This window comes from Peteryoungia aggregata LMG 23059, from assembly GCF_030814435.1.
Classification (GTDB): domain Bacteria; phylum Pseudomonadota; class Alphaproteobacteria; order Rhizobiales; family Rhizobiaceae; genus Allorhizobium; species Allorhizobium aggregatum.
On sequence record NZ_JAUSUW010000011.1, the window covers coordinates 58,729 to 85,293 of the forward strand.

The 26,565-nt window shown below is 62.6% G+C and carries 28 protein-coding genes and 1 pseudogene; 16 read left to right on the top strand and 13 right to left on the bottom strand.

The annotated features are described in order from the left end of the window. The first annotated feature begins 44 nt into the window (after nucleotides 1–44). Entirely contained in the window at nucleotides 45–1,334 is a 1,290-nt protein-coding gene (locus J2045_RS17610) for a hemolysin family protein (RefSeq protein WP_307375114.1), read from the top strand. 97 nt (nucleotides 1,335–1,431) lie between these two features. Here J2045_RS17610 and J2045_RS17615 read toward each other — a convergent pair whose 3' ends face one another. Further along, on the bottom strand, nucleotides 1,432–2,088 hold the full coding sequence (locus tag J2045_RS17615) for a DUF2161 domain-containing phosphodiesterase (protein ID WP_307375115.1): 657 nt from the start codon (nucleotides 2,086–2,088) through the stop codon (nucleotides 1,432–1,434). 157 nt (nucleotides 2,089–2,245) lie between these two features. Here J2045_RS17615 and J2045_RS17620 point away from each other — a divergent pair, with 157 nt between their 5' ends. Next, nucleotides 2,246–2,509 (top strand): Ada metal-binding domain-containing protein, encoded by a 264-nt coding sequence (locus tag J2045_RS17620; RefSeq protein WP_307375117.1) that lies wholly within the window; start codon nucleotides 2,246–2,248, stop codon nucleotides 2,507–2,509. On the opposite strand, the gene J2045_RS17625 is transcribed toward J2045_RS17620, so the two are convergent. From J2045_RS17625 to J2045_RS17635, 3 genes are all read right to left on the bottom strand, one after another. Further along, the gene (locus J2045_RS17625) at nucleotides 2,487–3,797 is read right to left on the bottom strand and encodes a TRAP transporter large permease (protein ID WP_307375119.1); all 1,311 of its coding nucleotides are present in this window, start codon (nucleotides 3,795–3,797) and stop codon (nucleotides 2,487–2,489) included. The two genes, J2045_RS17620 and J2045_RS17625, sit on opposite strands and share 23 nt — an antisense overlap. Next, nucleotides 3,797–4,336, bottom strand: a complete 540-nt coding sequence (locus tag J2045_RS17630) for a TRAP transporter small permease (RefSeq protein ID WP_307375121.1) — start codon at nucleotides 4,334–4,336, stop codon at nucleotides 3,797–3,799. Before J2045_RS17630 ends, J2045_RS17625 begins: the two co-directional genes overlap by 1 nt. Nucleotides 4,337–4,409: 73 nt before the next feature. Beyond that, a complete protein-coding gene (locus tag J2045_RS17635) occupies nucleotides 4,410–5,444 on the bottom strand; it encodes a TRAP transporter substrate-binding protein (RefSeq protein ID WP_307375123.1) in 1,035 nt (344 codons plus the stop codon). 365 nt (nucleotides 5,445–5,809) lie between these two features. Between J2045_RS17635 and J2045_RS17640 the strand changes: the two genes are divergently transcribed. The 5 genes from J2045_RS17640 (at nucleotide 5,810) to J2045_RS17660 (ending at nucleotide 10,522) form a co-directional block, all read left to right on the top strand. Continuing rightward, nucleotides 5,810–6,952 carry an alpha/beta hydrolase gene (locus tag J2045_RS17640; RefSeq protein ID WP_307375126.1) on the top strand — a complete coding sequence of 381 codons (1,143 nt, stop codon included), beginning with the start codon at nucleotides 5,810–5,812 and terminating at the stop codon, nucleotides 6,950–6,952. A gap of 211 nt (nucleotides 6,953–7,163) precedes the next feature. Further along, a complete protein-coding gene (locus J2045_RS17645) occupies nucleotides 7,164–8,486 on the top strand; it encodes a phosphatidylglycerol lysyltransferase domain-containing protein (protein ID WP_307375129.1) in 1,323 nt (440 codons plus the stop codon). Next, entirely contained in the window at nucleotides 8,483–9,889 is a 1,407-nt protein-coding gene (locus J2045_RS17650; RefSeq protein ID WP_307375131.1) for a virulence factor family protein, read from the top strand. The genes J2045_RS17645 and J2045_RS17650 overlap by 4 nt, the downstream gene beginning before the upstream one ends. A gap of 64 nt (nucleotides 9,890–9,953) precedes the next feature. Beyond that, on the top strand, nucleotides 9,954–10,226 hold the full coding sequence (locus J2045_RS17655; RefSeq protein WP_166603699.1) for a prevent-host-death protein: 273 nt from the start codon (nucleotides 9,954–9,956) through the stop codon (nucleotides 10,224–10,226). Continuing rightward, on the top strand, nucleotides 10,223–10,522 hold the full coding sequence (locus J2045_RS17660; protein ID WP_307375136.1) for a type II toxin-antitoxin system RelE/ParE family toxin: 300 nt from the start codon (nucleotides 10,223–10,225) through the stop codon (nucleotides 10,520–10,522). Before J2045_RS17655 ends, J2045_RS17660 begins: the two co-directional genes overlap by 4 nt. Before the next feature lie 3 nt (nucleotides 10,523–10,525). Here J2045_RS17660 and betA read toward each other — a convergent pair whose 3' ends face one another. Further along, nucleotides 10,526–12,178, bottom strand: a complete 1,653-nt coding sequence (betA, locus tag J2045_RS17665; RefSeq protein ID WP_307375138.1) for a choline dehydrogenase — start codon at nucleotides 12,176–12,178, stop codon at nucleotides 10,526–10,528. A 100-nt stretch (nucleotides 12,179–12,278) separates the two neighbouring features. Here betA and J2045_RS17670 point away from each other — a divergent pair, with 100 nt between their 5' ends. Continuing rightward, nucleotides 12,279–12,476 carry a type II toxin-antitoxin system RelE family toxin gene (locus J2045_RS17670; protein ID WP_307375141.1) on the top strand — a complete coding sequence of 66 codons (198 nt, stop codon included), beginning with the start codon at nucleotides 12,279–12,281 and terminating at the stop codon, nucleotides 12,474–12,476. Nucleotides 12,477–12,479: 3 nt separating this feature from the next. Next, nucleotides 12,480–12,830 carry a helix-turn-helix domain-containing protein gene (locus J2045_RS17675; RefSeq protein ID WP_307375143.1) on the top strand — a complete coding sequence of 117 codons (351 nt, stop codon included), beginning with the start codon at nucleotides 12,480–12,482 and terminating at the stop codon, nucleotides 12,828–12,830. Nucleotides 12,831–13,059: 229 nt separating this feature from the next. Here the strand turns inward: J2045_RS17675 and betB are convergent, their stop codons facing one another. Further along, entirely contained in the window at nucleotides 13,060–14,523 is a 1,464-nt protein-coding gene (betB, locus tag J2045_RS17680; protein WP_307375145.1) for a betaine-aldehyde dehydrogenase, read from the bottom strand. Nucleotides 14,524–14,635: 112 nt separating this feature from the next. Further along, entirely contained in the window at nucleotides 14,636–15,268 is a 633-nt protein-coding gene (betI, locus tag J2045_RS17685; protein WP_307375148.1) for a transcriptional regulator BetI, read from the bottom strand. 346 nt (nucleotides 15,269–15,614) lie between these two features. On the opposite strand from betI, the gene J2045_RS17690 reads away from it, so the two are divergent. From J2045_RS17690 to J2045_RS17705, 4 genes are all read left to right on the top strand, one after another. Then, a complete protein-coding gene (locus J2045_RS17690; protein ID WP_307375151.1) occupies nucleotides 15,615–17,414 on the top strand; it encodes a bifunctional diguanylate cyclase/phosphodiesterase in 1,800 nt (599 codons plus the stop codon). Between the two features lie 316 nt (nucleotides 17,415–17,730). Next, nucleotides 17,731–18,120: a hypothetical protein gene (locus J2045_RS17695; protein WP_166603706.1), complete on the top strand. Its 390-nt coding sequence runs from the start codon at nucleotides 17,731–17,733 to the stop codon at nucleotides 18,118–18,120. A 20-nt stretch (nucleotides 18,121–18,140) separates the two neighbouring features. Continuing rightward, nucleotides 18,141–18,617 (top strand): GNAT family N-acetyltransferase, encoded by a 477-nt coding sequence (locus J2045_RS17700; RefSeq protein ID WP_307375154.1) that lies wholly within the window; start codon nucleotides 18,141–18,143, stop codon nucleotides 18,615–18,617. A gap of 113 nt (nucleotides 18,618–18,730) precedes the next feature. Beyond that, the gene (locus J2045_RS17705; RefSeq protein ID WP_307375157.1) at nucleotides 18,731–19,732 is read left to right on the top strand and encodes an NAD(P)H-quinone oxidoreductase; all 1,002 of its coding nucleotides are present in this window, start codon (nucleotides 18,731–18,733) and stop codon (nucleotides 19,730–19,732) included. Nucleotides 19,733–19,847: 115 nt separating this feature from the next. Here the strand turns inward: J2045_RS17705 and J2045_RS17710 are convergent, their stop codons facing one another. Further along, on the bottom strand, nucleotides 19,848–20,477 hold the full coding sequence (locus tag J2045_RS17710) for a DsbA family protein (protein ID WP_307375159.1): 630 nt from the start codon (nucleotides 20,475–20,477) through the stop codon (nucleotides 19,848–19,850). Nucleotides 20,478–20,575: 98 nt separating this feature from the next. After that, nucleotides 20,576–20,893 carry a YdhR family protein gene (locus J2045_RS17715; protein WP_307375163.1) on the bottom strand — a complete coding sequence of 106 codons (318 nt, stop codon included), beginning with the start codon at nucleotides 20,891–20,893 and terminating at the stop codon, nucleotides 20,576–20,578. A 92-nt stretch (nucleotides 20,894–20,985) separates the two neighbouring features. Here J2045_RS17715 and J2045_RS17720 point away from each other — a divergent pair, with 92 nt between their 5' ends. Further along, nucleotides 20,986–21,345: a winged helix-turn-helix transcriptional regulator gene (locus J2045_RS17720; RefSeq protein ID WP_307375385.1), complete on the top strand. Its 360-nt coding sequence runs from the start codon at nucleotides 20,986–20,988 to the stop codon at nucleotides 21,343–21,345. A gap of 72 nt (nucleotides 21,346–21,417) precedes the next feature. On the opposite strand, the gene J2045_RS17725 is transcribed toward J2045_RS17720, so the two are convergent. Further along, complete coding sequence (locus J2045_RS17725; RefSeq protein WP_307375165.1) at nucleotides 21,418–22,443, bottom strand: hydroxyacid dehydrogenase; 1,026 nt, start codon at nucleotides 22,441–22,443, stop codon at nucleotides 21,418–21,420. A gap of 76 nt (nucleotides 22,444–22,519) precedes the next feature. Further along, nucleotides 22,520–23,644, bottom strand: a complete 1,125-nt coding sequence (locus tag J2045_RS17730; protein WP_307375168.1) for a GGDEF domain-containing protein — start codon at nucleotides 23,642–23,644, stop codon at nucleotides 22,520–22,522. A 160-nt stretch (nucleotides 23,645–23,804) separates the two neighbouring features. Here J2045_RS17730 and J2045_RS17735 point away from each other — a divergent pair, with 160 nt between their 5' ends. Together J2045_RS17735 and J2045_RS17740 are read left to right on the top strand one after the other, a co-directional pair. Then, a complete protein-coding gene (locus J2045_RS17735) occupies nucleotides 23,805–24,005 on the top strand; it encodes a GNAT family N-acetyltransferase (RefSeq protein ID WP_307375171.1) in 201 nt (66 codons plus the stop codon). A gap of 16 nt (nucleotides 24,006–24,021) precedes the next feature. Beyond that, nucleotides 24,022–24,174 (top strand): annotated as a pseudogene (locus J2045_RS17740) (COG3904 family protein); the annotation flags it as partial. A 67-nt stretch (nucleotides 24,175–24,241) separates the two neighbouring features. Here the strand turns inward: J2045_RS17740 and J2045_RS17745 are convergent. Continuing rightward, nucleotides 24,242–25,309 carry a DUF2218 domain-containing protein gene (locus J2045_RS17745; RefSeq protein WP_307375177.1) on the bottom strand — a complete coding sequence of 356 codons (1,068 nt, stop codon included), beginning with the start codon at nucleotides 25,307–25,309 and terminating at the stop codon, nucleotides 24,242–24,244. Continuing rightward, nucleotides 25,309–26,538, bottom strand: coding sequence for an MFS transporter (locus tag J2045_RS17750; protein WP_307375179.1), 1,230 nt, complete (start codon nucleotides 26,536–26,538; stop codon nucleotides 25,309–25,311). Before J2045_RS17750 ends, J2045_RS17745 begins: the two co-directional genes overlap by 1 nt. Nucleotides 26,539–26,565: the final 27 nt, after the last annotated feature.

Below are 26,565 nucleotides of genomic sequence, written 5' to 3' on the forward strand. Positions count from 1 at the left end.
GCCGCCTGGCTTCGAAGCACCCCGGCGAAACCAATGGACCTCTCGTGTTAACCGAAATCTCCATCGTTGTTTTTCTGACGCTTGTGAACGGCGTTCTCGCCATGTCCGAACTCGCCGTCGTCTCCTCCCGCCCGGTCCGGCTCAAGCTCCTTGCCGATCAGGGCAATCGCGGTGCTGCCATCGCCATCAGGCTCGCCGAAGATCCGGGCCGCTTCCTGTCCACTGTCCAGATCGGCATCACCCTGGTTGGCGTGCTCTCTGGCGCCTTTTCCGGCGCCACGCTCGGTGCGCGCCTCGCCGGCTGGCTTGAGGTCCAGGGCCTGTCCGAAACCATGGCCGATGGCCTCGGCGTCGGCTCCGTCGTCGTCGCCATCACCTATCTGTCGCTGATCGTCGGCGAACTCGTGCCCAAGCAGATCGCGCTGCGCGCGCCGGAGGCCGTGGCCGCCAAGGTCGCACCCGCCATGTCTCTGCTCTCCAGGGTCGCCCTCCCGCTTGTCTGGCTGCTCAATGCCTCCGGCAAGGGGGTGCTTGCGCTGCTCGGCCAGAAGGGTGAGACGCAGGAGAGAATGACCGACGAGGAGATCCGCACGGTGCTCGCCGAGGCGCATAGCGCCGGTGTCATCGAGGAAGAGGAATCCGAGATGATCTCGGGCGTCATGCGTCTCGCGGACCGCAACGCCCGTGGTCTGATGACGCCACGCCGCGACGTTGAGGTCATTGATGTCGAGGATGACCTCGATACGATCCGCGAACAGCTGCGCAACTCGCAACGCTCGCGCCTGCCGGTGCGCAACGGCGCCTCGGATGAAATTCTCGGTGTCGTCTTCGTCAAGGACGCGCTCGATGCCTTCCTGCAGGGCACCAATCTCGACATCCGCGCCCTGATGCGGGATGCCCCTGTCATGTCGGACCGTGCCGGGGCCATGGATGTCATCCAGTCGCTCCGCCGCTCGCCGGCGCATATGGTGCTCGTCTATGACGAATACGGCCATTTTGAAGGTATCGTCACATCAGGTGACGTCCTTGAGGCGATCACAGGTGTCTTCCAGGAGGAGGACGGCGAGGAGCCTCCGTTCCTGGAACGCGAGGACGGGTCCTTTCTCGTGGCCGGCTGGATGCCGATCGACGAGTTTGCCGACGAGATGGGCTTCGCGCTCGACGGTGACCCGGATTACGAAACCGTCGCCGGCTTTGTCATCGATCAGATCAAGCGCTTGCCCTCGCTCGGGGACAGCTTCACCGCCAAGGGCTGGTCCTTCGAAGTCATCGATATGGACGGCCGGCGCGTCGACAAGCTGCTGGTCAGGCGGACCGACGCCCCGCAGGACTGATCGCCAAGGGGGCAACGCGCTCGCTTGTGGCGCGAGCGCCGCAGCCCTTCCCGACAGATGCGGCAGGGCGCGCCTTGCGCCATCGCAAGGCAGCCGCTCACCCGGCTGGCGGCTGCCATCGCTGCAAAGCGTCGCGTCCCGCCTCGGTCAGGCCATAGACGCCGCGGTCATGCCGTTCAAACCAGCCATAGACATTCGCCTGCAGGATCTTGCCGGCCTCAGGCACCTGCGCCCTGATCTCCCGCACCTTGAGCGGACCTGCCGCCAAGGCGGCCGCACAGCCCAGCGCCTGCTGCCGATAGGCCGTCATCAGCGGTGTCCGTGTGCTGCCGCCAACGGCGGGGTCGCCTTTGCGCCGCTGGTGCTCGCGCATCAGCCGTGACCGCCGTTTCGGATTGGTGCGCGGCATCGGTGTCACCGAGCCGACGATGACGCTGACATCCCCCTTGTCGGAAATGCCAAGCATGCCGATCCCGAGCCTGCGGCAGAGATCGCGGTAGCGCTTGTCGCTCTCCCGACCCTTGCCCTTGGCCGAAACGCGTGCGGCGATCCAGACCTCGTCGGCGACCGAGGCGCGATCGACGGCCTGCAGGATGAGTTCAAGATTGAAGCTGAGCTTCAGCTCGCAGATCACCACCACGGGCGGATCGCCGTCGCTGAGACCAACGAGATCACAACCGCCGACCTCGCCCTTGACGGTGTAGCCTGCGTCTTCGAGGAAGCCTTTGACGGGCAGATAAAGCGAAGTTTCCATGGACCTGAGAATCGGAGTGAGACGTCCACCCAGACCTATCGTGGTTTTCCCGGATGCGACACCCGGGAGCCGGTCGCGCCTGCTTGGGAAAGGAAATCGGGTGGCCATCCCGTCGTGCCGCGTCCATCCTGCGCATTCATCCACACGGGAGGCCCGCATGAACCCGCTTTTACCAGACGATCCCCGCTGGCAAGCCATCCGCATCCGTGACCGTGCGGCTGATGGCAGCTTCGTCTATGCCGTGCGGTCGACCGGCATCTTTTGCCGGCCATCCTGCCCCTCGCGTCCTGCAAGGCGAGAAAACGTCATCATTCATGAAACGGCGGAAGCCGCCCTTGCGGGCGGCTTCCGCTCCTGTCTCAGATGTCGCCCCGAAAGGGCGGTCGGTCAATGCGCTCTCACACCAGGAAGATCGATATGATCGGAAAGGCTGTAAGCAGGATGATGCGCAACAGGTCGGCGGTGACGAAGGGCACGATGCCCTTGTAGGTCTCTCGGATCGGCACATCGCGAGACATCGCCGATATGATGAACAGATTGAGCCCCACGGGTGGCGTGATCATGCCGATCTCAGCCACCATCAGCACCAGAATGCCGAACCAGATCGCGAAATGCTCCGGGCTCATGCCGAAATCCATGGCCGTCACGATCGGGAAGAAGATCGGGATGGTGAGCACGATCATGGAGAGCGAGTCCATGATGCAGCCGAAGATGATGTAGAGCACCAGGATGATGATCAGCACCGTCATCGGCGCATAGCCTTGCGCCGTCACCCATTCCGCGCCCACCTGCGGCAGGCGCGAGAAGGCGAGGAAGGAGTTGAAGACGGAGGCGCCGAGGATGATGAAGAAGATCATGCCGGTCGAGACCGCAGTCTCCTTGAAACAGTCGAACAGCGTCTTGCGGTCGAGGCCGCCATTGGCCCAGGCGACGAGGCCTGCACCGACCGCGCCCACGGCCGCCGCCTGGGTGGGCGTGAACCAGCCGAGATAGATGCCGCCGACGACGGAAAAGAAGATCGCCACGACCGGCCAGACCGCAATCAGCGCCGGCACCCGGTCCTTCCAGGCAACGCGGGCTGCATGACCCGCCGATTCCGGTTTCACGCGCACATAGATGGCGATCACGATGAGATACGAGAGTGCCGCGATGATGCCGGGCACGAAGGCGGCGAGGAACAGCTTGGCGATGTTCTGCTCGGCGAGGATCGCATAGATGACGAGCACGACAGACGGTGGGATCAGGATGCCGAGCGTGCCGCCGGCGGCAAGCGAAGCCGTGGCGAGCCCGCCGGCATAGCCATTGCGCTTCAGTTCCGGCAGCGCGACCTGCGCCATGGTGGCAGCCGTTGCCAGCGAGGAACCACAGATCGAACCGAAGCCGGCACTGGCGCCGACGGCGGCCATTGCCACGCCGCCCTTGCGATGCCCGAGAAAAGCCGCAGCGGCATTGAACAGCGCCTGGCTCATGCCGCCGCGCGCAGCGAACTGGCCCATCAGCAGGAAGAGTGGGATGATCGACAGCGAGTAGTTGGCATTGGTGTTCCAGGCCAGCGCCTTCATCTGCGCCAGGATCGGCGTCCACTTGTCGAGCACCAGATAGGTGCCGACCATGCCGGTCGCGAGCATGGCGGCGCCGATCGGCACCCGCAGCATGATCAGCGCAATAAGGACGGGGAAGGACCAGAGTCCGATTTCGACGCTGCTCATCAATGGGCTCCGAGCGATGCAACAATGGTGCGCCGGTTCCGGATGTCACGGATGTCTGCGGCGACGACGAAGAGGCAGATGGCAATGTTGGCGACGAGCAGCACGGCCGCCGCCGCATAGCCCCACCAGACGGGCAGCAGCAGCAGCGGCGTGGTTTCGCCATTGTCGAACTTGTCCATCGTGCCGATGAAATGGCGCCAGGTGACAAGGCCGAGCAGCAGGGTGATCAGGATGTCGCCGATCAGTTGCGTCCAGTTCATTGCCTTTGGCCCAAGGGCAGAAATGATCAGGTCGACGCCGACATGGCCGCGCTTGAGCTGGCAAAAGGGCAAGAAGGCAAAGACCGCGAGGCCGCAAAGCGCCTCCACGAGTTCGATTTCGCCGGGCAGGGGGCGGATGGTCAGGCTGCCGGCGATCGAGAGCACGGTCAGCGTGCAGGCGGCGAGCAGGCAGAACCCGCCGAAGATGGCAAGTCCGCCGGCAAGGCCATGGCAGACCCGCTCGATACGTTCAAAGCTGGGTGAGGTGGCTGTCGCCATGGGGGATTCCTCGGGTATCACGACAAAAAAGTCCGGGCGCCTTCCGACGGGACGCCCGGACAAGTCGGGGAGGTTACTTGGAGTTCGCCTGGATCAGCGCGAGCGCGTCGTTGTAGAGCGCTGTGCCGTCAAGGCCCTTGCCGTCCATCTCGGCGATCCAGGCCTTGGTCACGGCTTCACCGGCCGCCTTCCAGCGTGCGGTTTCCGTCTCGTCCAGGGTGATCGTCGTGTTGCCTGCCTTGTCGGCGATGTCCTTGCCGCGGATGTCACCGGCGTCCATGGCCTGACCGAACAGGCGGGCCAGTTCCTTGCCGGAATTGTCGTCGATCACCTTCTTCAGATCATCCGGCAGCGCCTCATAGCTGTCCTTGTTCATCGCGAACAGGAAAGTGCCGGTGTAAAGGCCGTTCGGACCGGAGAAGGCGGTGTGGTTCGGTGCAAGCTCGGCGATCTTGATCGCCGGCGTCACTTCCCACGGCACGACGGAGCCGTCGATGACACCCTTGGACAGGCTTTCCGGAACAGCGGTCACAGGCATGCCGATGGCTGATGCGCCCATGGCTTCGAGCATCTGGTTGATGACCTTGGAGGTGCCACGCAGCTTCAGGCCCTGCATGTCTTCAAGCTTGGCAACAGGCTTCGAGCCGATCGTGTGGATCAGGCCGGGCCCGTGGGTGTGCACAGCCAGCACGTGATAGTCGGAAAGCTCGTCCTTCAGGTGCTTCTCGTAATAGTCCTGGAAGGCAAGCGAGGTCGCTTCGGCGGTCGTCACCATGAATGGCAGCTCGAAGGCTTCCGACTTCGGGAAGCGCCCCGGCGTATAGCCGATAACCGTCCATGTGAGGTCGACCACGCCGTCCTTGACCTGATCGACCAGGTCGGCAGGCTTGCCGCCCAGCTGCATCGCCGGATAGAGCTCTACGGCAATACGGCCGCCGGACTCGGCCTGGATCTTCTCCGCCCAGGGCTGCAGCACCTTGGACGGGATGGTTGCCTGCGGCGGCAGCATCTGGTGCAGCTTGAGGGTGACGTCTGCGGCGAAGGCCGCAGTCCCGGTCATTGACAGGGCAATTCCGGACAGGCCGGCAATAAGAAACTGACGCAACATGATCTCCTCCCGTTTCGTTAAACTCTGGAACTTCCGCCGGCTCGAGGCATCGATGCGACCATCAAACATGACCTCCCGAGTCATGTAAATGGCGCAACGCCGTACTCCTCACTCCCTGCCGACGAACTCTCCCTTGTCGGTTATGTTTGCAGATGGTCTGCCTGCATGCAAATAACAATGTAGGCTCATATCATAACCAAACGAATATGGATTAGCCTGTGTAAACCGTCCCAGAGCCGGGTTCACTTGGACCCTCCCAGATCCTGGTCTTGGCGAACGACATACCAATCGTTATAGGTCCGGAGTTGATACCCGTCATGACGACGGAAGTGTTGCGCTTGTCGCCTCGCGAGGATTGGTCTGCCATGATGCTTGCTCCCCTTGGTTCCGGCCGTCGGTCCCGTCACGCAGTCTTCGCCCTTTGCCTTGTCGCCATCGCCGGTCTGTCCGGTTGCGCTGGCCGTCCCGGACCGGAAACGCTGGATCCGGTTGCCCTCGGTGACTTCAGGCCCGAGCGGGTCGAGACGCTTTATACCGTCACCACCCGCGACCGCCTGCAGGCAGGCGGCAACGCTTTCTCTTATGAAAAGGCGCGTGAGCCCAATTACGCCCGCTTCGAAATATCTATTCCGCCGACCCATGTCTCGTCCAACATCGAGTGGCCGAAGCCCGGACGCAAGCCGGATCCGAAGACCGACTTCGCCGTGCTGGCGCAGAATGACCTGGGCCGAGCCGCGTTGTTGCAGGTGGTGCGCCAGAGCGGTCCGGCTGCGCCCGTCGTCTTCGTCCACGGCTACAACTACAACTTCCAGGAATCGCTTTATCGTCTTGCGCAGCTGAAGACCGACAGCAACATCGGCGGAACCCCCATCCTCTTCGCCTGGCCCTCCCATGCGGCGCTGGCCGCCTATGTGGCCGACAAGGAGTCTGCCACCTACTCGCGCGATGCGCTTGCAAAGCTGCTGATCGACCTGGTCGAGACGCGGCGCGGCGAAGTCCATGTCTTCGCCCATTCGATGGGCGGCTGGCTGACCGTGGAGGTGCTGCGTCAGCTGAAGCTAGAAGGCCGTGACGATGTGCTCTCCAGGCTTCGGGTGATCATGGCGGCGCCCGACATCGACGAGGACGTGTTCCGCGCCCAGCTCGACGTGATCGGTCGCATGCGCACGCCCATCACGATCCTGGTCGCTCCCGATGACCGCGCCCTGCAGGTGTCGAGTTTCCTTGGGGCCGGCACGCAACGCGTCGGCGCTATCGATGCCCGCAATCCGCAGGTGGCAGAGGCCGCCAAGCGCTATGGCATTACGATCATCGACATCTCGTCGTTGGAATCGATCGACGCGACGAATCACAACCGTGCCTTCGATGCCCGGCAGCTTGCCGAAGCGCTGAACAAGCCGGCCGCCACCGCCACCCTGGGAGACGCCGGTGCCTTCGTGCTCGATGCCGCCGCGCAGACCGTCTCGAGTCCGTTCTCCCTGGCGGCCACGGTGCTGCGCCAGCGCTGAGGACAGGCCCCTGGCTTGCCATGCCGATCGTTCGCCCCGTGGGCGCCTGCATGGCTGACCTGCATTTCCTCTGCTTGACCGCAGGGGAAAATGCGTGTCTTGCGCAATTTATGCGCAGGCTTACCGACTCTTTTACCCCTTGGTGTCACAAGCTTCAGTCCATGCGCTTGCGCTAATAAGCGCTGGATCCTTCTTGCCGAGTGGTGCCTTCATGGCTTCTTCCATGTCCAATTCCGAACCTGCAGCAATTGCGCCGTCCGCAGGTCGCGGCCAATCGCTGCCCTTTTCCACGCTGTGGCTGCTCTGGCGCCTCGCTCTTCGTGTCCCCCGCACGGGCATTGTCGTCGGGGGGCTGGCCATGCTGGCGCTGCTCGCGCCGATCCTCGCGGAAGAGAGCGTCCTGTCCTTCGGCTGGAGCCTCGTGCTTGCACGCCATGGCATCGATGCGACCGAGGGCACGCTGGGCCTGTCCATGGTGCTTGGCGTCATCGCCTCGCGTGGGCTGGTCCGCATGCCTCGCCGCAGCGATGCGCCGCGTGAAAAGAGCAGCGATGATCTCGCCCGGGCCGCCGCGTTGTTGCCGCGTCAGGCCAATGCCAGCGCCGGTCTCGTGCGGCTCGGCGACAAGCGCATCCTCTTCTCCGATTGCGGTGAAGGTTTCATCATGTATGGCCGTCGGGGGCGGTCGCTGGTGGCGCTCTTCGATCCGGTCGGTCCAAGGCATCTCTGGGCGCCGCTGGTCGAGAAATTCGTCGCCGAGGCCCGCCGAACCCGCAGCCGCCCGGTCTTCTACCAGGTCTCTGCCGACTTCCTGCCGATTGCCGTCGAATTGCGCCTGCAGGCCTTGAAGTTGGGCGAACAGGCCGTCATCGATCTCACGCGTTTCTCGCTGGCCGGTGGAGACTGGCTGAAGCTTCGGCGCTCGATCAACCGTGCAGAGCGTGATGGCCTCGCCTTCGAACTTCTGGCGCCGGAGAGCGTCCGGGAGGTGATGGACGAACTCGCAGCCGTATCCGACACCTGGCTGTCTGCCCACAAGGCGGGTGAAAAGGGCTTTTCGCTGGGGACCTTTGAGCGCGATTACGTCGCCGCCGGTCCTGTTGCCGTGATCCGCCGCGAAGGCCGGATCGTCGCTTTCGCCACCCTGATGACCGGCTCCTCGACGGGCGATGCCTTCATCGACCTGATGCGCCATGTGCCTGGTGTCCATCGTGGCATGATGGACCTCTTGTTCGTGAAGGTCATGGAGACGCTGAAGGCCGAAGGATTCCGCAGCCTCAACCTCGGCATGGCCCCGCTGGCAGGGCTGTCCGGGCACCGCCGTGCGCCGGCCTGGAACCATCTCGCCCGGCAGATTTTTGAACACGGGGAGCGCTTCTACAATTTCCGTGGCGTCCGGGCCTTCAAGGAAAAGTTCGACCCCGACTGGCAGCCCCGCTATCTTGTCGTCACCGGCCAGGGCCTGCCGATCCTGTCGCTGGTCGACGTGACGCTGCTGATTGGCGGCGGTCTCAAAGGGCTGATGCGCCGATGATGCGGGCGAGGGGGCACGGCAGGATTGGCGGCCGCCTGGCCGAATGCCTCACCGCATTCATCATGGGCCTGCCGCTGCTGCTGAGCGCCCTGCCGACCGCCGCCGCTGGCGTCGTCAGCCTGCCGCAGGATCGAATCACGGTACCCGATAACGGCAGCATGTCCGGTGTGGTGGTGATTGTCTCCGATGCCAATGGCTGGGACATGGTCGAACAGGCGGCGCTGGAGACCGTGGTGCTGGGTGGCGCCGTCGCCGTGGGCGTCGACCTGCGCACCTGGCGCGCGGCACTGTCGCGCGAAACAGCGCGCGACTGCCTCTTTCTGCCCGCCGATATCGAGCGTCTGACCCGCCAGCTGCATCGCAGCCATGACGCGGATTTCTACCGTCCGCCGCGCATCCTCGGCTTCGGCGAGGGCGGTGCACTGGCGCTTGCGATCGCAGCCCAGACACCGAATGGCAGCTTCGCCGAGACGATCGGCGAGACGGTCGCCGTGGATCCGACAGCGGCCATCGCCCTGCCCAAGCCGCTCTGCACGCCGGCGCCACGCCGTGAGACCCCACGGGGGACGGCCTATGGCCTGGCGCCCGGCAAGTTGCCCAATCCTCTTCGCATCGCCTTCTCATCCACCGCCGGTGAGGATGCGCGCCAGCACGCGGCATCGCTTCATGCGAACCATCCGGACGTGCTGATTGCAAACGGCGATGGCGGTCCTGCCCGTGTCCTCTCCGCCGAAGCGAGCGGGCTTGTCGCCCGCCTGAAACCCGATGATGTCGCTCTCGATCTGCCGCTTGTCGAGGATATCGTGACACCGGCCCATGACACCGTCGCCATTTTCTATTCCGGCGATGGCGGCTGGCGCGAGATCGACCAGCGCATTTCAGCCCGCCTCACCGAAAATGGTGTGCCCGTCATCGGTGTCGATGCCCTGCGCTATTTCTGGAGCGAAAAGACCCCGGAAGTGACCGCCGCCGACCTTTCAGCCATCATCGGCCACTATCGCAAGCGCCTCGGCGTCTCCAAAGTCGTGCTGATCGGCTACTCCTTCGGAGCCAATCTTCTGCCCAAGGTCTATAAACTTCTGCCGGATTCAGACCGCAAGGCCGTCACGCTCCTCTCGCTGCTGGCGCTCTCGCACCAGGCCGATTTCGAGATCGTGCTCGGAAGCTGGGTCGGCGTCGCAGGCTCGGCCAAACATGGCGACCCGGTCGACCATCTTGCCACCATAGACGCAGCCAGCGTCCAGTGCGTCTATGGCCTGGAAGAGGAAGACAGCGGCTGCCCGGCACTCGCCGGCCGCGTCAAGGACGGCCTCGAACTCATCGCCCGGCCCGGCGGCCACCATTTCGATGAGAATTACGAGCTGATCGCCGACCGTATCCTGGCGCGGATCACGTCCCCCTGAACCCGATCGCCTTATCAGCGCGCGATTTTCGCGGTATGATCCCGCGAGATCAGGGAGCCAATCCATGAACGAGACCGTCAAGCCATCAGTCCTCGACGACGAGGAGTTCCACGCCGCCGCCGAGAGCGTGCTGCGCGAAGGCGAGACCGTCGCCGACCTGATCGACCGCTCGGCCAGGGCCGAGGTGGACTATCGTCGCGAACAGGCGGAGTTTGTTGCCAGGGGACTGGCAGCTCTGGAGGAGGCCGAACGGACCGGCATCTGGTATGACGCTGACGAAGTCCATGCCGAACTCCGCGCAAAGCTCGACAAGAAGAAGGCAGAGTTGAGCCGATGAGCCGGAAGGTCCGCTACAGTGCCAAAGCGCGGGCGGACCTCAACAGGCTCTACGACTTCCTCCTTGACAGGGACGTCGAAGCCGCAGAGCGCGCGCTGGATGCCATCGTCAGCCGTGTCTCGGGCCTTGTCCATTTTCCAAATACGGGTCGCAGAATAGAACAGGACGGGCAGACGTTCCGGGAGCTTCTGATACCGTTTGGAGGCACAGGTTATCTCGCGCTGTACCAACTGGCAAAGGACGGTGACGTACAGATCCTCGCCATCCGCCACCAGCGCGAAGACGACGACCGCTAAACCCTACCGGTCACTCGTCTCCCAGCGCGGGTTGATCCACGCTTCCTGATTGCTGCGGGGCAGGGGCTGCTTGCCGAGGATATGATCCGCCGCCTTCTCGCCGGTCATGATCGAGGGACCGTTCAGGTTGCCATAGGTCACATGCGGGAAGATCGATGAATCCGCCACCCGCAGGCCCTCGACGCCGATCACCTTCGTGGTCGGATCGACAACCGCCATTGGGTCGTCCGCACGGCCCATCTTGCAGGTGCCGCAGGGGTGATAGGCGCCTTCCAGATGTTCGGCGAGATAGGCATCGATCTCCGCGTCCGACTGCACATTCGGCCCCGGCGCCACCTCGACCTCGCGATAAGGATCGAAGGCCTTCTGGTTGAAGATCTCGCGGGTGACGCGCACCGCATGGCGGAACTTCACCCAGTCTTCCGGATCGCTCATATAGTTGAAGCGCAGAACCGGCGCGTCTTTCACATCAGGCGAACGCAGCGTCACCGAGCCGCGCGACTTTGACATGTTGTAGCCGACATGCGCCTGGAAACCATGGCCACCCACCGCCGACTTGCCGTCATAGGAGATCGCGATCGGCAGGAAGTGATACTGGATGTCGGGCCATTTGACCCCCGCCGCCGATCGGATGAAGGCCGCCGCCTCGAACTGGTTGGAGGTGCCCAAGCCCTTCTTGAAGAACAGCCACTGTGCGCCGACGATCCCCATCCAGAACCAGTTGTTCTTCGAATGCAGCGTGATCGGCAGCTTCGACTTGAACTGATGGTAATATTCCAGGTGATCCTGCAGGTTCTGGCCGACGCCCGGACGATCAGCCACGACGGAAATGCCCATCTCCTTCAGATGATTAGCCGGCCCGATGCCCGACAGCATCAGGATCTTCGGCGAGTTGAAAGCCGATGCCGCGACAATCACCTCGCGGTTCGCCTTGATAACCTCGATCTTGCCCCCGATCTCGACCTCGACACCGACGGCGCGGGTGCCCTCCATCACGACCTTGCGGGCATAACAGCGGATCAGCGAGACATTCGGCCGCTTCAAGGCCGGCTTCAGATAAGCATTCGCCGTCGACCAGCGCCGCCCCTGCCAGCTCGTCTGCTCCATCAGGCCGAAGCCCTCCTGTTGCCTGCCGTTATAGTCCTCCGTCACCGGAAACCCGGCCTGCCGTCCCGCCTCGATGAAGGCACGGTAAAGCGGGTTCTTGATCTCGCCGCGCCGCACATGCAGCGGCCCGTCCGTTCCCCGCCAGCCCTCTTCGCCGCCATGCGAGCTTTCCTGCCGCTTGAAATAGGGCAGCACATCCACATAGGCCCAGCCGGTCGCCCCCAGCTCCTCCCAGCGGTTGAAGTCCTCGGCGTGGCCGCGCACATAGACCATGCCGTTGATCGACGAGGATCCGCCGATCACCTTGCCGCGCGGCGCAATCATCCTTCGATTGTTCAAATGCGGCTCGGGCTCGGTCATGTAGCCCCAGTTGTAACGGTCCATGTTCATCGGATAGGCAAGCGCCGCCGGCATCTGCACGAAGGGCCCGATGTCCGACCCGCCGAATTCGAGCACGATGATCGTATTCTTCCCGTCCTCCGACAGGCGATAAGCCATGGCCGCCCCCGCGGAGCCGGAACCGATGATGACGTAGTCTGCGTTCTGCATGGTGTCAGATCCGAATGGTTGAAGAGTTATAGCTATTTGCTATACTCTTGGCATGAAGAGGGTGGAGTACACCAAAGCTGCGACCAAAGTTTTGGACCGCATGCAGCCCAAGCGACGGGATGCGATCCGATCGAAGGTCGATGCCTTCGCGCGCGGCGAACGGGTCGATGTGAAGAAGTTGAAGGGCAGCCCACTTCTGAGAATTCGTGTCGGAGACGACCGAGTCATCATCGACGAGCAGACGATGCTGGTGATTGTCGTCGAGGTCGGACCGCGCGGTGGCATCTACAAGGAGTGAACAATGGGCGAAGTGCGTAAGACCGTCATCGACGGCGAGACCTATGTTCTCGTTCCCGAGGACGACTACGAAGACCTGATCGATACGATCACGGCTGACCGAATCATGGCTCGTGTCCGGGCTGGCGAGGAAACCTGGCCGGCTGAATTGGTGTACGAGCTCTGGGAAACCGACAGCCGCATCCGCACCTACCGGAATTACCGAAAGATGTCCGTCTCCGACCTCGCGGCTGCCGCCGGCATTTCCCAGCCCTATCTCTCCGAGATCGAGAGCGGCAAGAAGACCGGCTCCGTCGATGTGCTGAAGCGGATTGCTGCGGCCTTGAAGGTCGATCTGGACGATATCGTGGTGTGACTGCCAAACGTCGAAGCTGCAGCACCCCCCTCTGTCGGCTCCGCCGACATCTCCCCCACAGGGGGGGAGAGTGGCCGCTACCGCTTTGCCACCCGACTTTTCCAACGACAGAGCGCTCGACGTTTGCAGTCGACCGAGCGCCCAACCACAATCCACTCTCCCCCCGTGTGGGGGAGATGCCCGGCAGGGCAGAGGGGGGTAACTTGGCGCGACGGCGGCAACGCTCATCTCAATACGGCGCCTCGCACTTGCCCATGCCGACATAAACCGTCTTCAGCTCGGAATAATGCTCCAGCGCCGCTGCCGAATTTTCGCGACCAAAGCCGGACTGTTTCGAACCGCCGAAGGGAATTTCCACCGGGCAGAGATTATAGGTGTTGATCCACAGCGTCCCGGCTTCCAGCTGATCGACCACCCGGTGCGCACGTGAAAAATCCGCCGTGAACACGCCCGCAGACAGACCGAATTCGGTGGCGTTGGCGCGTTCGATCACCTCTGCCTCGTCCTCGAAATCGAGCACGCACATCACAGGTCCGAAGATCTCTTCGCGCGCGATCGTCATCTCGTCGGTGACATCGGCAAACACCGTCGGCTGGATGTAAAAACCTTCACCCGTGACGCTGTTGGGAATACCGCCGCCGGTCACGAGCGTCGCGCCCTCCGCTTTGCCCTTGTCGATATAGGACAAGACCTTGTCGCGTTGGGCGAGCGAAACCATCGGCCCCATCTGCGTTGCTTCGTCCTGCGGGTCGCCGATCAGGATCGCCTCCGTGCGGGTCTTCAGCCGCGAAAGGAAGGTCTCCTTGATCGCCTTGTGCACGAAGACGCGGGTGCCGTTCGAGCAGACCTGGCCGGTCGAATAGAAATTGCCCAGCATGGCGCCCGAGATCGCGCTGTCGATATCGGCATCGTCGAAGACGACCAGCGGCGACTTGCCGCCAAGCTCCATGGTGACATGCTTGAGCTGGGAAGCCGCAGCGCCAGCCACCTTGCGGCCCGTCGGCACCGAGCCGGTCAGCGACACCTTGGCGACATCGGGATGCGACACGAGCAGCGGCCCGGTCTCGCGGTCGCCCTGGATGACATTGTAGACGCCCTTCGGCGCCCCGGCCTCGATCAGGATCTCGGCAATCTTCAAGGCACCGAGCGGCGTCACTTCCGACGGCTTGAACACGATCGCATTGCCGGCAGCGAGCGCCGGTGCGCCCTTCCAGCAGGCGATCTGCTGCGGATAGTTCCAGGCCCCGATGCCGACGACCACGCCAAGCGGCACGCGCTTGGTATAGGCCCAGTCGCCACCCAGCGGGATCTGGCTGCCGTTCATCGCCGAGGCGATGATGCCGCCGAAGAATTCGAAGCTGTCGGCGCCCGAAGTCGGGTCGGCAACGATCGTTTCCTGGATCGGCTTGCCGGTGTCGAGCGTCTCGAGTTCGGAGAGCTCCCGGTTGCGCTCGCGCATGATCTCGGCGGCCTTTTTCAAGACACGCCCGCGTGCCGCAGGGCTCCACGACGCCCATTCCTTCTGCGCCCGCTTGGCAGACGCGATCGCCTTTTCGATGATCTGAGGGGTGGCGGCATGCAGCCTTGCGATCACCTCACCGGTGGCGGGATAAATGCTCTCGATGACGGTGCCGTCGGTATCCTCGACGTAAGATCCGTCGATGAAGTGGGAGGCTTGCGGTTGGGCTTTCATGTCCTGTCTCCAGACGGGTGGTTTCTCTCCACCTCCCCCTTGAGGGGGGAGGTCGCCGCGAAGCGGCGGGTGGGGGTGATCTTCTGCTGTCGTTTCGTTCGGTCTGCTGCGCTCATGGCTCACCCCACCCCGGACCTTTGGTCCGACCCTCCCCCTCAAGGGGAGGGTGGGCGGCGAGCTGCCCCGTCACATAATCCTCGACCAATGCGACAGAGGCATCAATCGACAGCGGGGCTGCCTTCAGAGATTGCCGGATATAGAGCCCGTCGATCATCGCCGCCGCGCCATCGGCAATCCGGCCCGCGCCAGAAGCGCTGCACAACGGCGTCAGCCCGGACAGCAGGTTCGACTGCAGCCGCCGGGCATAGAGCGCCAGGAGCCGGCGCACTTCTTCCGACCGCTGCGCTTCTGAATAGAAGGCGAGCCAGGCGGCGACGACTTCTGGCGCGAACTGGTCGGCCTGGAAGGAAATCCGGATGACCGCCGAGATCCGCTCCCGCGGCGTCTGCGCGCTCGCCAGCGCCACCACCGCGTCGGCGCGCAATTGGCGCAGCAGCGAGCGGATGGTCTCGATCAGCAACTGATCCTTCGAACCGAAATAATGATGCGCCAGCGCCGCCGACACACCCGCCTCGCGGGCGATTTCCGACATCGTGACCGTCAGAGAGCCATGATGGCCGATCGTCTTCAACGCGGCGTCTACGAGCGCCTTGCGGCGCACTGGCTCCATTCCGACCTTCGGCATCTGATATCCCCTATCTTGACTCATGATAATTTTGATTGGCTGATCAATCAACAAAAATTCCACATCCCCCTCAGGCATTTCCCGATGCTGTTCTGTTAACGGTAAACCGACGGGCACGGTCTCGAAGGGCGGCGTGCCATATGGGGGCCATTGATGGGTGCAGAGGCCCCGGTGAGGCGGCCCTGCAGTGCTTTGCGCCGCCTCGGCACAGGTGGCGGTGAAGGTGCTTCCCGCTTCCTCTCGTCCGAAAGTTTCATCCCACTGTCACATTGCGGAAAGGCTTTGTTGACGTTTGGGTCTGCAGATTTCCTCTTGTAAAAACAAGCACATATTGGAGTATCTTCTAATGCACGCGGGGGTCGCAGAAGATTTCGGAGCGCTGCGTCGTTTCGCCAGTGACCAGCTCGTCACGCTCGCCAAGCTCGTGGTCGAGAACGCCTTTCAGCCGATCGTCGAGGTCGGCACAGGCGTGGTCTTCGGTCATGAGAGCCTGATGCGCGGCCAGGATCGGATCGGTTTTGAAAGTCCGCTCGATCTTCTCGATCAGGCGGCGGCGAGCGGCCAGCTGTTGCCGCTTGAGCAGATGGTCGCCAGCCGCGCGCTCGCCAAGTTCGCGACCCTTCCCGATTGCGCCAGTGCCACGCTCTTCCTCAATCTCGATGTTCGCCTGATCCCGCAGGGCGATGCGCTGATCGATACGTTGCTCGACCAGTTGCGCAAGGCCCATGTCCCGCCGTCCTCGGTGTGCTTCGAACTCTCCGAGCGCTTCGACAACACTCGCGTCCCCGAATTCGCCGCCCTTGTCGAGCGTCTGCGCCGCTCCGGCTTCAAGCTTGCCATCGATGATTTCGGCGTCGGCCATGGCGAGATGAAGCTGCTTTGCGACTATCCCGTCGACTACGTGAAGATCGACCGCCACTTCATCGCCGGCCTCGACAGCAATCCGCGCAAGCGCCATCTCGTCAAGAACATCGTCAACTTCTGCCATGTGCTCGGCGTGCGTGTCATTGCCGAGGGCATCGAGACCGAGAGCGAATTCCTCGCCTGCCGCGAATTCGGCGTCGATCTGGTCCAAGGCTGGTACATCGCTCGTCCCAGCACCATCGTCTCGGAACTGAAAAGCGCCTTTCCCCATCTCCAGGATGTCGGCAAGGCCCGCCGCACCCCCCAGTCACTCGACGAGATCCTGATCCGCAAGCAGATCGAGACGCTGCCGACCGTCTTCGAACACGAGAATATCGACCACGTCTTCGATCTCTTCCGCCGCAATCCCGGCCAGTCCTTCTTCCCGGTGTTGAACGCCAATGGCGAGCCGCGCGGCATCATCAACGAGCGGCATCTGAAGGAATACATCTATCAGCCCTTCGGCCGCGATCTTCTGAAGAACAAGCTCTACGAGCGATCGATCTCGCACTTCGTCGACCGCGCCCCGATCGTCGGCCTCGACGCCGATGCCGAGCGGCTGATGACGATGTTTGCCAATATGGAAGGTTCGGACTGCATCATCCTGACGGAGAACATGCGTTATGCCGGCGTCGTCTCCGCCGCCTCGCTGATCCGCATCATGAGCGAGAAACAGCTGAAGACCGCCCAGGACCAGAACCCGCTGACAGGCCTTCCCGGCAACCGGGCCATTCGCGATTTCATGCAGTCCGTCTCCCTCGACGGCGACGAGACCCGCTTTTTCTGCTATTGCGACTTCGACCACTTCAAGCCGTTCAACGACCATTACGGCTTCCACCAGGGCGACCACGCCATCTCGCTCTTCGCCGCACTCCTGCGCCGCTACTTCTTCTCTGAAGGCGATTTCCTCGGCCATGTCGGCGGCGACGACTTCTTCATCGGCGTGACCGACTGGACGCGCGAGGAACTGACAGAAATCCTCGACCGACTGCTCTCGGATTTCCACGACGACGTCGTCACCCTCTATTCCGAGGCCGATCGTCACGCCGGTCATATCCGCGGGCTGGATCGCAACGGTCGGGAACGCGACTTCCCGCTGATGCGCTGCTCCATCGGCGTCCTGGAGGTCCCGGTCGGGCTGGTGCTCGACGATGTCAACCGGATCAGCGCCGAGATCGCCGAGCTCAAGAAGCAGGCGAAGGAGAACGAGGCCGGCCTCGCCTTCGGTCGGCTCGGAGACTGACCGGGCAGGCGCTCAACTCGCTAGCCGCGGCGTGTTGACGATCTTGAGAAACGACGCGCCACCATTCCAGCAGTACATGTCGACTCGCTCGCTGCTGCAGATTGGCACTGATGCGCGCCGCTTGCCGGGCAACCCGCCGCGAGTGAGCTTGGCAGCAGTTTCGCCAAAACTGCGCCGCGCCTTGAGGACTGCCGCAGAGGTGCCTTTTCTCTTGGTTTAAGGCGCCTGAGATTCCCGCGGAAACAACGATGCGGCGTCTTGAATGCGCGCGGAAGATGCGCAAGATGAACGCGATTTCAACGCGGGACGCTCTTCTATGACCAAACGATTTGCCATCTTAGGCAGCCTCCTTCTTCTCGCCGGCTGCCAGACCGATGTGCCCCAGTCCGTGGCCGATTCCCAGATGCCGCCCTCTGCCGGGGTCAAGCGCGAGCTGGTTCGCGTCTTGAAGGAAAGCGACGGCAAGATCGGCGATTTCGTCGATCCGCAGATTTCGAGCGTGGTGCTGCTTGAGCCCTCGACCAAGACTTATGCCTTCTGCATCCGGGCATGGCACACGCAGCGGAAGCACCATCCGGATGTGATCGGCTTCTCCTTCCGCGGCGATCGCCTGCTTGGCGCCACCAACAACGAGCCGCGCTGCCGCGACAGCCGCCTGCGCTACTATCCTTATCCGGAACTCAAGGCGGTACGCGGCCTGCGCTGAGCGCCGGGGCGTCGCGCGCCATGCGGGAGGGGGACGCCATATCGGTCCAGGTCTCGGCTGAGCCAGCCGATCAGCCTGATATCCAGCGCCTGCTCGACCTCTCCGATGCCGTGGCCGCTCGCCTTTATCCCGGGGCCTTCCGCCAGCCGCTGACGGCGGCCAGCTTGGCGCGTCCCGGCGTTACCCTCTTTGTCGCGCGCGACGGGCAAGCCTGGGCGCTTGGCTGCGCGGCCCTCTTCGACCTTGCCGACGGCACGGCCGAACTCAAGCGCATGATCGTTGACCCGGATCATGCAGGGCGGGGCGTCGGTCACAGCCTCCTGCAGGCGGTGCTGCATCAGGCTGCGTCAAGCGGCTTTGCCCAGATCCTGCTGGAGGTCGGCATCCGCAATGTCGAGGCACGGCGGCTTTACGAAAGGGCCGGTTTCCGCGACCGGGGTCCGTTTGCGGCATACCGGCAGACCCCCATCGCCACCTTCATGCAGATTGATCTCTAGGGCGGCCCCGCATCCCCCGATACCATTTGTCACGTCGGACAAAGGGCCTCCTTTTCATCGCATTTCAGAGGCTCTATGCCTCACTTTGAGCAATCGATCCGAGGAGCCCGCCGATGTCACTGCCCGCCACCATGCGCCATGTCGACCTGCCCACCCATGGCGGCCCGGAGGTCATGCGCCTCGTCGAGGGGCCATTGCCGAGCCCGAGGCCCGGCGAAGTGCTGGTGAAGGTCGAGGCGGCGGGCATCAACCGGCCGGATGTCGCCCAGCGCCAGGGCGCCTATCCGCCGCCAAAGGATGCAAGCCCCATCCTCGGTCTCGAGATCGCAGGTGAGATCGTCGCCCTTGGCGAAGGCGTCACGGACTTCCAGCTCGGCGACCGGATCTGCGCGCTGGCCAACGGCGGTGGTTATGCCGAATATTGTACCGTCCCCGCCACCCAGGCGCTGCCATTCCCCAAAGGCTATGACGCCGTGAAGGCGGCAGCGCTTCCGGAAACCTTCTTCACCGTCTGGGCCAATCTTTTCCAGATGGCGGGCCTCACCGAAGGCGAGACCGTGCTGATCCATGGCGGCTCGTCCGGCATCGGCACCACCGCCATCCAGCTGGCCAAGGACTTCGGCGCAACGGTCTACACCACCGCCGGTTCGGCAGAAAAATGTGCTGCCTGCATGGATCTGGGTGCTGCGAGGGCGATCAACTACAAGCTGGAAGACTTCGTCGAGATCGTCAAGGAAGAGACCCAAGGGAGGGGTGTCGATGTCGTTCTCGACATGATCGGCGCTGCCTATTTCGACCGCAACCTGCAGGTCCTGGCGAAAGACGGCTGCCTCTCGATCATCGCCTTCCTCGGCGGCTCGACGGTGGAAAAGGCCAACCTCGCCCCGATCATGGTCAAGCGCCTGACCGTGACAGGCTCCACCATGCGCCCGCGCACGGCGGAAGAGAAACGCGCCATCCGCGACGACCTGATGACCGAAGTCTGGCCCCGCCTGGAGCGCGGCGATCTCGCCCCGGTCATCCACACCGTGATGCCGTTCGAAGATGTTGTTGAGGCGCACCGGCTGATGGAAAGCTCGGCGCATATCGGCAAGATCGTGCTGACGGTGGGGTGAGGGACATCCGCCCCCAAGGCCAAACCGCCCGAGTGTCCGGCATCTGTGCTCGCATCTCGGTCCCGGCTTTCTGTTTGGCAGACGTGCCAGACTGGACGGTTGACGGACAACCCTCCTAGCGGTTGAGCGCATCCGCGATTTGAGCCCGCATTTCGTCTGCGGACAAAGCTCCGGTTATCTGCTTCCCGTTAATGAAGAAGGTCGGAGTGCCCTGCACGTGAAAGTCATCCATCGCCTGCGCCTTCAGGCGCTCCAACGCCTCGTAAGTCGTGCTGTCTGACACGTGTCGATTGAAGTCCTCATCACCGATGCCTGCTGATCTGGCGATCTCGCGAAGGGTGGCCTCGATATCGGGTGACTTGGCTATGTCCGTGTGTTTCGAATAAAAGAGATCGACGAGCCTCTGATATTCATGGCCCGCTTTCTTCTCTGCCAGCATGAAGATCGCAAGATCAACGGCATTTCGCGCAAGCGGCCTGAACACGATGCGAACTTTACCCGTCTCGACGAATTCAGCTTCAATGAGAGGTGCTACCTGCGTGCGGTATGTGACGCAGGAAGGGCAGGTGGGAGAAGAGTATTCGACGATTGTCACAGGGGCGGTCTGGTCACCTATCGGCCTGTCATCTCGGCCGACCGATTGAAGGAGTTCGGCAGCATGGGCAATGCCGCCCATCAGGGCCAGTATCGTAATGGAGGCCAATGGCCTGCGGATGACGTTGGCAATGGATGTCAGCTTCGGCATGCAAATCTCCCTCGTGGTGTGCGCCACGGCGCACTGGTCGTGCGCCGTGGCTTTCCGGTTGACGGATGGAGTGGTCTGCAAATGAGGCCCATTTTGGCTCAGGCGTAGAACGGGGACTGCATGCCGCGACTTGCGGTGGCGACGACATCGCCGTCAAACAGCTTGACCGTCAGGCTGGCATCTGCCGCCTTGGCGAAGTCTGAAAGAAGGCCACGCGCATAGGCGTGAGCGTTGTCGAGGCTGTCGAAAGTGTAGAAGCCACCAACAGAATGGTTTCCGACGCCGCTGAGCCAGGTCTTGGTCAGCAGCCCTGGAACGTCCTTCATCAGGACATTCGCTTCCTTCCAGACCTCTTCGGTGAAGGGGGCAGAATTCTGAAACTCTGCATAAAGATAAACGCGCGAGGGGTTCGACATTTCTTAGCTCCGGTATTGTTGTTTGCCTGCGACCCTCATATGAAGTTAAGCTTCCCAAACGTAAAGTACGCACCTTTTGGTAATAATTGAACATGTTCATCCCGGCCAATCCCTATGACATGAACTGCCCGTCCCGGGACCTGCTCGATCTGATCGGCGACAAGTGGTCGATCCTGATTGTCTGCTGCCTGCAGCAGGGACCGGTCCGGACCGGCGCCTTGATGCGTCAGGTCGGCGGCATCTCACAGAAAATGCTGACGCAAACCTTGAGGGAGCTGGAAACGAACGGCTTTGTCGAGCGCATTTCCTACCCGGAAGTGCCGCCACGGGTTGAGTATCGTCTGACGGAACTCGGCATCTCGTTCAGTGCGCTTGCCCGTACAATGGAACAGTGGGTCATCGCGCATTACGAGCAGATCCTTCTGCACCGGGATCAAGCGCAGGGCGCATAGGGTTCGGAGACGATCTCGGTCACGGCTCTGAGGCCTGATGTCCTCCCGACCGGAAAGACGCCGCCCCCGCCCTTACGACACCGTCACCGGCTTCGACCTCAGCCGGCTTGCCGTTGCCGGATCGGCGCGGCGGCAAAGGCGGGGCGGCAGGCCCTTCATGATCAGTTCGGCATCGGCAACCGCCATGGACCCCAGCGCATAGAAGGCGTCCCGCGTCCCGCCGGTTCGGTGGGCCGAAAGCAGGAGCCCCGAGGCTTTGCGCACGGGATCGTCCGCCGCGACAGGCTCTTCCGGAAACACGTCCGTCGCCACCTTGATATGGCCGGATTGAGCCGCCTCGATCATCGCCGGAAAATCGACGACGGCCGCCCGGCTCATCAGCAGGAAAGCCGCCCCCGGCTTCATCATCGCGAATTCTCTGTTGCCGATGAAGCCCTCGTTCTCGCTGGTGACACTCGCAAAGACGAAGACCACCTGGCTTTCGCGGAGCACGTCGTCGAGCGTCGACGGCTCGCAATCCTGGCCTTCGATGATCTCTTTCGGAAGCCAGGGATCGAAGACGCGGACCCTGTTCCTGAAGGGGCGGATCAGGTCGCGAAACGCATGGCCGAGATCGCCAAAGCCGATGAGCCCGACGGGCGCGCCGGCAAAGCGGAAGGTGTTGGCATTGCCCTCGAGACCATAGCGCTCGACGCCCTGGCGAAAGTCGCGATCCGCTGCGGTAATGCCGCGTGCGAGATCCAGCGCCATGGCAAGTGCCGCCTCCGCCACCGGTGAAGCGAAGGCCGAAGCCGGCGTGATCACCCAGATCCCGCGCTCGACACAGGCCTGATAGTCGATGTTGGGCAGGAAATTCGATTCGACGTTGATGATCGCCTTCAGCCTCGGCGCTCGGTCCAGGCGCTCTTTCGGCATGTCGGTCTGGCCGAAGATCAGCACGGTGTCGGGAAGATACCGCTCGACGTCTTCGGCCGGCATGGCACGGTCTTCCGAGACGATCACCTCGCCCAGCGCTTCGAGCCGCGCCCGCACGGCGGGTTCCATGATCAGCTCGAGTGTCCTCGGCAATGGATCAACCAGAATGATGTTGCGGCTCAATCTTTCCTCCCTCGAGAATCTTGGCTCGATCGGAGCTTAGCTCGAAAAGCCTCTCGCTGGGCAGGCCTCCGCCATCTCATGCGACCAGAGAAAACTTGCCCAGGTCCAGCGTCGGCGCCATTTCGCGCTCGAAACCGCCGCCATTTCGTTTCGCGCGGTAGGAGGCCTTGTCCGCCGAAGCCACCATCTGCTCCAGCTCCGCAGAACCGGAAAGGGCCATGGTATAGCCCAGGCTGATACCGATGGTGATCTCCTCGCCGCCAAGACGATAGGGCCGGCCGAGAACATCCAGGATCCGCCGTGCCAGCATCTCCGCCTCGGCGGGATCGCGAACATGCGGTTGGAGAATGACGAATTCATCGCCGCCAATCCGAACCGCGAGATGAGGGGGCTCCAGTTTCTCTCGCAGCCGCCCGGCGATCGCGACCAGCAGGGCATCGCCGACCGCGTGGCCGAAGCGATCATTGATATGCTTGAAGCCGTCAAGGTCGAAGCAATGCACGCAGGTGAGGCTATCGTCAGCGCTACCAAGGTTCAGATAGGCTTCGCTCAGCGCCGTGCGGTTGCCAAGCCCCGTCAGCGGATCGTGGCGTGCCTGATGCTCCATCTCCAGAAACAGGCGGATTTGTCGGACGGTCGTTCGGTACACATGCAGCATGCTCTGCATCGCGGCAACGATGAAGATCACGCAGAGCAGGCTCAGAATCCAATGGGCGGTATCGCCATACGCCATGACCGCGATTGTCGCCGGCAGGGCTGCAATCACGATCGTCGTGGCGGCGATAACAGGTCGAACGGATATTCTGACCGTCACGCCGGCGCAGTATCCAAAGGTGAGCGCTGCAGCAAGGATGTGGACTGACAGGTCCCGGTAGGAGAAGGCGATGGTGGCGATCGTCCCCACACAGGCCGCAATGAGAAAGATGAACAGGCCCTGCACCTTCTCCCAGCGGGCGGCATCCGCAACCGTTGAACGCTTCATGGCGTCAGCGCGTCGATGGGCGAGCGAAACGGCGATCTTGCCAAGGGAGGCCATGGTTCCGCCGATCGTCGCCATCAGGAGCGGCGTGCTCTGAAGGCTCTGATAGGCGAAAAGCCCGACGGCAAGGATGGTGACACCCATGATCGACGTCGGGGTCAGCGTCGAGTGCAACTCCGATACGAGCGTCTTGAACACATCGTCGGTCTCTCTGTAGCGCACGTCAAATCCCTTATGGATATGGTTTGGACCGGTTGAAGGCCCGCAGCTTTAACGATCTTGAGACCGGGGAGCTTAACATTCGGTCAGGCCGCACACCAAATTCTGATAGCCTGTTGAAAAGCGGCGTCTGGCAGAAAGGCCGGTTTGGTCAGCGTTCCCGGTGACGGCGCTCGGCACGCGGTTGACGCAGGAGAGGCTGAGACTGGCCCGCGCATCTGCCACGGTCTCCCGACTGGTGCTCGCAACAAGCCAGCATACCGCCGGCTTCTACCGGCAGCATGGCTTTACGGTGTCCAAGATCACGCCAGGTGGCTTCGGGCCGGGACTGGATCGCTACGACATGACATTGCAGGTCGCTTAGCGCGAGCAGCGACATGGATCGCCATCTCGACGAGATGGGCATCGAAAACGGCTTCTGGCTCCACGCGCTGGAAACCCCGCCCGACCGGCTTTATCACCTGACGCCAGAGGAGATGACGCACTTCAAGCTGGTCACCGAGCCGGTCGCGACGGCACGGGAAGGGGAGTGAGCGTCGGCCTCTACTTTGCTTGAGAGCCACAGCTTGATGCGCAACAGCGGCCCGCTGTGATTTGTGATCATTGAGAGGCCTTCCCGCGCTCCCAGTACCACGCGATGGATTGGCTTTTGCGGTCGTAGCCGCGCATCTTCAGGAAGGCACGAATGTCACGTGCGTCACTTTTCTCGCATGCGACCCAGGTGTATGTGCCAGGTTCGTTTGCTGCGATGGCCGACTTGACCTCGTTCTTGAACGTGTCGGACTGCCCTTCCTCATAGGCCGCTCTGTGCAGCCAGCGCACGTCAAGCGTGGCGCTGCTCGGCAAGGGCTGCTGTTCGGCCTCGTCCTCCACTTCGATGATCGCCGTGATGCGGGCTTGCGCGGGTGCTTCTGCCGCGATGCGGGCGATGGCTGGAAGTGCCGCCTCATCACCGGCAAGAAGCATGCGGCCCGCCTTGGGGAGGCTGCCTCCCGGACCGATCAGCGCGATCTTGTCGCCCGGCTTGGCGTCGCGCGCAAAGTCGCCACCTGGCGTCTTCACGCCCGCTGCAGGGTGTTGCAGGACGTCGATCCAGAGTTCTCGCTTCTCGCCGTCCACCGCCCGAATGGTATAGACCCGCGCCACGATCTCATCGTCACCCTTGGGCCACGCAATGCGTCCATCATCGCCCAGCCCTGGCCAGGCTGGCGGCCTCCCCTTGGGCGGGATCAGCACGCGAACATGCACATCGCCGCCTAGGAATGGCGTGACGTCGTCGCATGCAACCGTCACCCTGCGCATGCGGGGGGTGACGTTCTCAGCCGAAACGACAGTGACCTCATGCAGATTTGGCAGGCGCGAGACTGTCGCGGCGTCAATCCATGAGAGCTCGAATGGCTCCTCGTTGGCAAAGTAGAACAGATGCTCCGCGATCATGTTGCGGCACAGGTGCAGCGCCTCTTCCGTCGGGCATGCCAGATCGATCACCAACCGCTGATCGACAATCTTGATGTCGGCTGTTCCGATGTCGCTCTTGAGCAGCACCGCCCCTTCGCTGCGCAGCACGTCCGAGTGCTCGACAAAATGCTCGCATATCTCGTCCAGCATCGACTGGGCGTTCTTCGGAACGGCGATCCCGGAAAGCCTGAAGTTTTGCAATGTATCCATTAGCGAGCTCCTGATCCGGGTGTCACGCCCCGGTCATTGGATGGATGGCCGCTGTGATCATCCGCGGACACTCTTGCGATGAGAGGGACCACGGCCAAGGCCAAGGCGGCGGCAGCGGAAAAGAAAACACCATAGCCGAAGGCTTCGGCGATGTGTCCCGCGACCACGCCGCCGATGATGCTGACGGCCGCGTCGCAGCACTGAAACAGCGTGAAGTCCACACCTGCCTGGCGCGGATCCGACAGGCGCATGAACTGCGCGTAAAGGGCAACAAAGCCGAAGGCCATAACCCCGGAACTGCTGGTGATCGCGATCATGATCATGATCGGGACGGAGAATGCCCCTGTGAGGCTGGCTGCCGCGAGAAGCGACAGCAGGCAAGCCTGCAGAACAAGCGCGAGGATAAGCACCGGTCTCGCGCCCCATGCCCTCACGCACGCGCCTCCCACGAGCGCTGCAGCAGAGCCGATAACGAGACTTCCGCTGCCATTGATCAGGCCGATCGTTTTCAGATCCAGACCTTGGTCGACGAGAAACGGGCCGATCATTCCCAAAGAGACTTTTTGCGCGACGACGAAGGTACCCGCCGCAAACAGCCCCCGTCGCAACAGTGGTCGTCTTAGGGCATGCAAGAGTGACGGCACGTGCTCCCGTCTTGCTTCTGACGGCATCCTTGACGCAACAAGGAGAAACGGCAGACCGAGAAGCAAGAGAACTGCGGCCATTGCCCAGGTGGCGATCTGCCAGTCGGACGTGCCGACAAGATAGAGAAAGAGACCGCCTCCCAAGGCAGATCCCAGATAGGCCCCTCCAACCTGCGCAGCGTTCGCCCACCCGTGATGCCCGGACGCCAAGCTTTGCACGGCGAATCCATCGCAGGCGATATCGACCGTTGAGGCCGCGAAAGCGACCACTGTCAGGATGGCGAACAGAGGCATCCAGCCGGATGGGTCCAAACTGCCGGACAGGATCAGCCCGAAGATGGAGATCAGGCCGCCGAACAAGACAATTGCGCCAGAGCGATTGCCACCTGTTTTTGGCAGGCGGTATCGCTCGACCATGGGTGCCCAAAGAAATTTGAGCACCCAGGGCAGGGCGATGAGTGACACGAGACCGATCCGGTCGAGAGGAACGTCGGCTTCGCGCATCAAGGCAGGGAGAGCCGTCCAGGTGATGCCGCCTATGACGCTCTGCGCGATGTAAAGGCCTGTGATGCCCGTCAGCAGCATCACGGCCCCCCTTGGTTTTGCCTCCGA

Coding starts and splice junctions, on each gene's coding strand:
- J2045_RS17615 (WP_307375115.1), bottom strand. CDS start 2,088: ATGGAAACTTCGCTTTATCTGCCCGTCAAAGGCTTCCTCGAAGACGCA.
- J2045_RS17620 (WP_307375117.1), top strand. CDS start 2,246: ATGAACCCGCTTTTACCAGACGATCCCCGCTGGCAAGCCATCCGCATC.
- J2045_RS17625 (WP_307375119.1), bottom strand. CDS start 3,797: ATGAGCAGCGTCGAAATCGGACTCTGGTCCTTCCCCGTCCTTATTGCG.
- J2045_RS17630 (WP_307375121.1), bottom strand. CDS start 4,336: ATGGCGACAGCCACCTCACCCAGCTTTGAACGTATCGAGCGGGTCTGC.
- J2045_RS17635 (WP_307375123.1), bottom strand. CDS start 5,444: ATGTTGCGTCAGTTTCTTATTGCCGGCCTGTCCGGAATTGCCCTGTCA.
- J2045_RS17640 (WP_307375126.1), top strand. CDS start 5,810: ATGATGCTTGCTCCCCTTGGTTCCGGCCGTCGGTCCCGTCACGCAGTC.
- J2045_RS17645 (WP_307375129.1), top strand. CDS start 7,164: ATGGCTTCTTCCATGTCCAATTCCGAACCTGCAGCAATTGCGCCGTCC.
- J2045_RS17650 (WP_307375131.1), top strand. CDS start 8,483: ATGATGCGGGCGAGGGGGCACGGCAGGATTGGCGGCCGCCTGGCCGAA.
- J2045_RS17655 (WP_166603699.1), top strand. CDS start 9,954: ATGAACGAGACCGTCAAGCCATCAGTCCTCGACGACGAGGAGTTCCAC.
- J2045_RS17660 (WP_307375136.1), top strand. CDS start 10,223: ATGAGCCGGAAGGTCCGCTACAGTGCCAAAGCGCGGGCGGACCTCAAC.
- betA (WP_307375138.1), bottom strand. CDS start 12,178: ATGCAGAACGCAGACTACGTCATCATCGGTTCCGGCTCCGCGGGGGCG.
- J2045_RS17670 (WP_307375141.1), top strand. CDS start 12,279: ATGCAGCCCAAGCGACGGGATGCGATCCGATCGAAGGTCGATGCCTTC.
- J2045_RS17675 (WP_307375143.1), top strand. CDS start 12,480: ATGGGCGAAGTGCGTAAGACCGTCATCGACGGCGAGACCTATGTTCTC.
- betB (WP_307375145.1), bottom strand. CDS start 14,523: ATGAAAGCCCAACCGCAAGCCTCCCACTTCATCGACGGATCTTACGTC.
- betI (WP_307375148.1), bottom strand. CDS start 15,268: ATGCCGAAGGTCGGAATGGAGCCAGTGCGCCGCAAGGCGCTCGTAGAC.
- J2045_RS17690 (WP_307375151.1), top strand. CDS start 15,615: ATGCACGCGGGGGTCGCAGAAGATTTCGGAGCGCTGCGTCGTTTCGCC.
- J2045_RS17695 (WP_166603706.1), top strand. CDS start 17,731: ATGACCAAACGATTTGCCATCTTAGGCAGCCTCCTTCTTCTCGCCGGC.
- J2045_RS17700 (WP_307375154.1), top strand. CDS start 18,141: ATGCGGGAGGGGGACGCCATATCGGTCCAGGTCTCGGCTGAGCCAGCC.
- J2045_RS17705 (WP_307375157.1), top strand. CDS start 18,731: ATGTCACTGCCCGCCACCATGCGCCATGTCGACCTGCCCACCCATGGC.
- J2045_RS17710 (WP_307375159.1), bottom strand. CDS start 20,477: ATGCCGAAGCTGACATCCATTGCCAACGTCATCCGCAGGCCATTGGCC.
- J2045_RS17715 (WP_307375163.1), bottom strand. CDS start 20,893: ATGTCGAACCCCTCGCGCGTTTATCTTTATGCAGAGTTTCAGAATTCT.
- J2045_RS17720 (WP_307375385.1), top strand. CDS start 20,986: ATGTTCATCCCGGCCAATCCCTATGACATGAACTGCCCGTCCCGGGAC.
- J2045_RS17745 (WP_307375177.1), bottom strand. CDS start 25,309: ATGGATACATTGCAAAACTTCAGGCTTTCCGGGATCGCCGTTCCGAAG.
- J2045_RS17750 (WP_307375179.1), bottom strand. CDS start 26,538: ATGCTGCTGACGGGCATCACAGGCCTTTACATCGCGCAGAGCGTCATA.